Source organism: Martelella sp. (assembly GCF_984369615.1).
In genome coordinates this window covers 1-4,811 of sequence record NZ_CFHTCS010000328.1, presented here as the reverse complement: position 1 = coordinate 4,811, position 4,811 = coordinate 1, and the positions used below count along the sequence as shown (strand labels likewise).

4 protein-coding genes are annotated in these 4,811 nt (G+C 60.0%); 3 read left to right on the top strand and 1 reads right to left on the bottom strand.

Translation table 11 applies throughout. The features are described from left to right. Positions 1-31: 31 nt before the first annotated feature. From AC5DC2_RS19455 to yicI, 3 genes are all read left to right on the top strand, one after another. Positions 32-859, top strand: a complete 828-nt coding sequence (locus AC5DC2_RS19455) for a carbohydrate ABC transporter permease (RefSeq protein ID WP_491699663.1) — start codon at positions 32-34, stop codon at positions 857-859. Next, the gene (locus AC5DC2_RS19450) at positions 856-1,923 is read left to right on the top strand and encodes an ABC transporter ATP-binding protein (protein ID WP_491699662.1); all 1,068 of its coding nucleotides are present in this window, start codon (positions 856-858) and stop codon (positions 1,921-1,923) included. Before AC5DC2_RS19455 ends, AC5DC2_RS19450 begins: the two co-directional genes overlap by 4 nt. A 71-nt stretch (positions 1,924-1,994) precedes the next feature. Continuing rightward, entirely contained in the window at positions 1,995-4,313 is a 2,319-nt protein-coding gene (yicI, locus tag AC5DC2_RS19445; RefSeq protein ID WP_491699661.1) for an alpha-xylosidase, read from the top strand. 285 nt (positions 4,314-4,598) lie between these two features. On the opposite strand, the gene AC5DC2_RS19440 is transcribed toward yicI, so the two are convergent. After that, positions 4,599-4,811 (bottom strand): hypothetical protein (locus AC5DC2_RS19440; protein WP_491699660.1); only part of this gene is annotated, 213 nt, incomplete at its 5' end.

The following is a 4,811-nucleotide window of genomic DNA, read 5'->3' as shown; positions in this document are numbered from 1 at the left end:
ATGTGCGCTCGACCCGCCATGAGGTGCGCGGATGACCCCGACAACCCGAAACACGCTGCTGATCGCCTGCGGTCTGGTCCTGGCAGCCATCTATCTGTTCCCGCTTTACTGGATGTATGTGACCGCGCTGAAAACGAGCACGGCGATGTTTGCCGCGCCGCCAAGCTTCGTGCCGCCGAACCCGCAATGGGACGTCTTCCAAGGCGTCTGGGTCGAGCGCCACATGGCGACCTATCTGAAGAACTCGCTGATCATCGCAAGCTGCGCCGTCCTGTTCATCGCCACGCTTGGCTCGGGCTGCGCCTATGTTCTGGCCCGCTACCGCAGTGTGTGGGTCGATATCGGCCTGTTCCTGGTGCTGATGCTGCAGGTTCTGCCGGCCTCGCTGATGGTCACGCCGATCTTCGTCGGCTTCTCGCAGATCGGCCTGCTCGACTATCCGCGCATTGCCGTCATCGTGGCGATCACCGCCAAGGCCATGCCGTTCTTCGTCGTGCTGGTGCGCGCCACCTTCATGAACGTGCCTGCGGAGCTGGAAGAGGCAGCCCTTGTGGATGGCAATTCCCGCTTCGGCGCCTTCTTCCACATCGTCCTGCCGCTTGCCCGCAACGGCATCCTCGTCAGCGCGCTTTTGATCTTCATGCAGGCCTTCGGCGAATTCGTCTATTCCAAATCGCTGATCCAGGATGTCGAGCTTCAGCCCGCCAGTGTCGGTCTCTCCACCTTCATGGGTCCGAACTCGGTCGATTGGAACAGGATCATGGCCTACGCCTCGATCTACGTAACCCCCATCCTCGCCGCCTTTGTGCTTCTGCAGCGCAAGATCGTCTCCGGCCTGACCTCGGGAGCTTTGAAATGACAACCCAGATCGAATTCAACGCGGTCGAGAAATATTACGGCCGGTACCACGCCCTCAAGAACGTCAACCTCACGATCGAGAAGGGCGAGTTCGTCGCGCTCGTCGGCCCGTCCGGCTGCGGCAAGTCCACTTTGCTGCGCACGCTGGCAGGCCTGGAGAAGATTTCCGGCGGCGAGGTGAAGATCGCCGGCGAGAAGATGAACGACATGCCGCCGCGCCGGCGCGACATCGCCATGGTGTTCCAGTCCTATGCGCTCTATCCGCATATGACGGTCGAGGAAAACCTGACCTACAGCCTTCGCACCCACGGCATGAAGAAGAAGGATGCCCAGGTGAAGGCCCGCGAAGTGGCCGAAACCACCGGACTCTCCAACCTTCTGGAACGCTATCCGCGTGAACTCTCCGGCGGCCAGCGCCAGCGCGTGGCCATGAGCCGCGCCATCATCCGCGACCCGAAGGCCTTTCTGTTCGACGAGCCGCTGTCGAACCTCGATGCGGCGTTGCGCGTTCACATGCGCAAGGAAATCCGCACGCTGCACGACCGTCTCGGCGCGACCTCGGTCTATGTCACCCATGACCAGATCGAGGCCATGACCATGGCCGACCGTGTCGTCCTGATGAAGGAAGGCCGGATCGAGCAGGAGGGCGCGCCGCTCGAACTCTATGACAGCCCGGCGAACCAGTTTGTCGCCGGCTTCATCGGCTCTCCGGCGATGAATTTCCTGCCGGCAATTGTGGGTGAGGATGGCCACAGCCTGAAGCTCGAACTCGGTGACGGCGATGTTCTGCCCTATGCGGGCAAGCTGGAAGCCGGCCGCAAGGTGACGGTGGGCTTAAGGCCCGAACATCTCGAGCTGGTTTCGGCGGAAGAAGCCCAGTTCAGCCTGCCGCTCAGGATCGCCGAGGCGACCGGTGCGACGACCTTCCTGTTCACCGACAGCGACCCGGAGATCGCCGTTGTCATCAACGACCGCGCCGCCGTGACGCCCGGCGAGCCGCTGAACATGCGGATCGCCCCGGACCTCATCCACATCTTCGATCGCGAGACCGGCGTCCGGCTCTGACCGGTCCCGCGCGCGCAGCGGCGGCGCCTCCCCGCCGCCGCTGCAGATGACATTTCAAAGGACTTGCAATCATGAAAATCATGGACGGCAACTGGCATGTGCGCCAGAATTTCGACCTCAACCAGCCGCTTGAGGTCTTCGATGCCCGCGTAAAGGACGGCAAGCTCGTCATCCGCGCCACCACCTGGCCGATGAACGACCGCGCCAACCAGATCAATGCCCGGCTGATCATCCTCACTCTCTCCGCGCCGATGGAAGGCATGATCGGCGTGAAGAGCGAGCACTTCCGCGGCGGTCTCGACAAAGGCCCGCATTTCGATCTCTACAAGGATGAAGGCTTTACGCCGGAGATCGAGATCACGGACGAATTCGCCACGCTGAAAAGCGGCAACCTCACCGCCCGCATCGCCATGACGGGCCGCTGGAACCTCGAATTCCTGCGCGACGACAAGCTTATCACCGGTTCCGACTACAAGGCCGGCGGCCACGCCATCGACCATGACGACAATGACCGCCCCCATATGTTCGAGCGCTTGAGCCTTACCGTCGGCACCAAGGTCTACGGCCTCGGCGAACGTTTCACCGAGTTTGTCAAGAACGGCCAGATGGTCGATATCTGGAACCGAGACGGCGGCGCCAACACCGACCAGGCCTACAAGAACATCCCCTTCTTCCTGACCAATCGCGGCTGGGGCGTGTTCGTCAACAATCCGGGCCGAGTCGAATTCGAAGTCGGCTCGGAGAAGGTTCACAAGGCGCTGTTCTCGGTTCCGGGCGAAAGCCTCGAATACTATGTCATCGACGGACCGGACCCCAAGGGCGTCATCGACCGCTACACCAGGCTCACCGGTCGCCCGGCGCTGCCGGCCCGCTGGTCCTTCGGCCTGTGGCTGACAACCTCGTTCACCACCGAATATGACGAAGCGACCGTTACCAGCTTCCTCGACGGCATGGCGGAGCGCGACATTCCGCTCCACGTCTTCCATTTCGACTGCTTCTGGATGCGCGGCCTGCACTGGTGCGATTTCGAATGGGATCCGGAGACCTTCCCGGAACCGGAAGCCATGCTGAAGCGCTACAAGGAGCGCGGCCTCAATATCTGCGTCTGGATCAATCCCTATATTGCCCAGGAATCGAAGCTCTTCGACGAGGGCAAGGAGAACGGCTACCTGATCAAGCGCTCGGACGGCTCCGTCTGGCAGTGGGACCGCTGGCAGCCCGGCCAGGCCGTGGTCGACTTCACCAACCCAGAGGCCTGCGACTGGTATGCCGGCTACCTGAAGGATCTGGTGGCCCAGGGCGTCGATTGCTTCAAGACCGATTTCGGCGAGCGCATTCCGGTGGATGTCGCCTATCATGACGGCTCCGACGCCGAGACAATGCACAACTACTATACCTTCCTCTACAACAAGGTCGTCTATGAGGCCCTGCAGGAGACGAAGGGCAAGGACGAGGCGGTGTTGTTTGCCCGCTCCGCGACCACCGGCGGCCAGCAGTTCCCGGTTCACTGGGGCGGCGACTGCTATTCGGATTACGAATCCATGGCGGAATCCCTGCGCGGCGGCCTCTCGCTCGGCCTTTCCGGCTTCGGCTTCTGGAGCCATGATATCGGCGGCTTCGAGGCAACGGCGGAAGCCGATGTCTACAAGCGCTGGTGCGCCTTCGGGCTTCTCTCCAGCCATTCGCGCCTGCACGGATCGAAATCCTATCGCGTGCCGTGGCTTTATGACGAGGAGGCCGTCGATGTTCTGCGCTTCTTCACCAAGCTGAAGATGAAGCTGATGCCGACGATCTACGAAGCCGCCTGCGAAGCGCCCAAGACCGGCCTGCCGGTGATGCGCGCCATGCTGCTGGAATTTCCGGAAGACCGCACCTGCGACGTGCTCGACCGCCAGTATATGCTCGGCGAAAAGCTTCTGGTGGCGCCGGTTCTCGACGCAGCGGGTGACGCCGAGATCTATCTGCCGAAAGGCCGCTGGACGCATCTTCTGTCCGGTGAAGAGGTCGAAGGCGGCAGATGGCGCGTCGAAAATCACGACTTCATGAGCCTGCCGCTTTATGTCCGCCCCTCAAGCCTCATCGTCTGGGGCGCGGTCGACCACAAGCCTGACTATGACTATGCGGACGGCGCGCTGTTTGCGCTTTACGCACTGGAAGACGGCAAGACGGCAAAAGCCGCGATCTTCGCCGACAAGGGCGTGAAAGCGCAGGAGCTTGCCGTTTCCCGCAAGGGCAACACGCTGACGGTCAACGCATCGGACGCGGATCGCCCGTGGCGCCTGCGTTTGCAGAACATCACCTCTGTCGCCAGCGCCGGAGATGCCGGTATTGCGGAAACCGCCGAAGGCGTGATCCTCGAAGGCAAGGGCAATGTCACGGTAACCTTCTGAGCGCGGGAATGCCCAGAGGAAATCGCGTTTGCCGCGGGTTCGGGCTAACGCGATCAAGAGATCGATCTAGCGCCATTTCAGACGCCCCGGAGTGATCCGGGGCGTTTTTGTTTGTAGCCGCACAATTCCCGGATGCATTTCGGCATGCATATTGATATATAAAATATAAATTTCTAATTTATTATTTTATAAAATATGTATAATCCAATTTATAAAATAGTAAATTTTGATTTATTCAAGTAATAAATTGTGTTTATTTATTTATATAAGAGTTTGTTAACCATTTTATACGATTTTAACCATGAAAGGCGACGGGAAGTTGACTTCTAAACCCGTCAGATCTGCCTTGAATTGGAGAGGATCGGAAGAAATGTCCCATGCAATCGAATCGACAGAAACGAAAACCGCTCGACCGACGCCCAAAAAGAACGCGCGCGCTTTTGCCCGTTTCCTGTCGGGCACGGCGTTCACGACGCTGCTTCTGGCGAGCGGGGCAGC

Excerpts from the sequence above, each read along its gene's own strand:
- AC5DC2_RS19455 (WP_491699663.1), top strand. The coding sequence starts at position 32 with ATGACCCCGACAACCCGAAACACGCTGCTGATCGCCTGCGGTCTGGTC.
- AC5DC2_RS19450 (WP_491699662.1), top strand. The coding sequence starts at position 856 with ATGACAACCCAGATCGAATTCAACGCGGTCGAGAAATATTACGGCCGG.
- yicI (WP_491699661.1), top strand. The coding sequence starts at position 1,995 with ATGAAAATCATGGACGGCAACTGGCATGTGCGCCAGAATTTCGACCTC.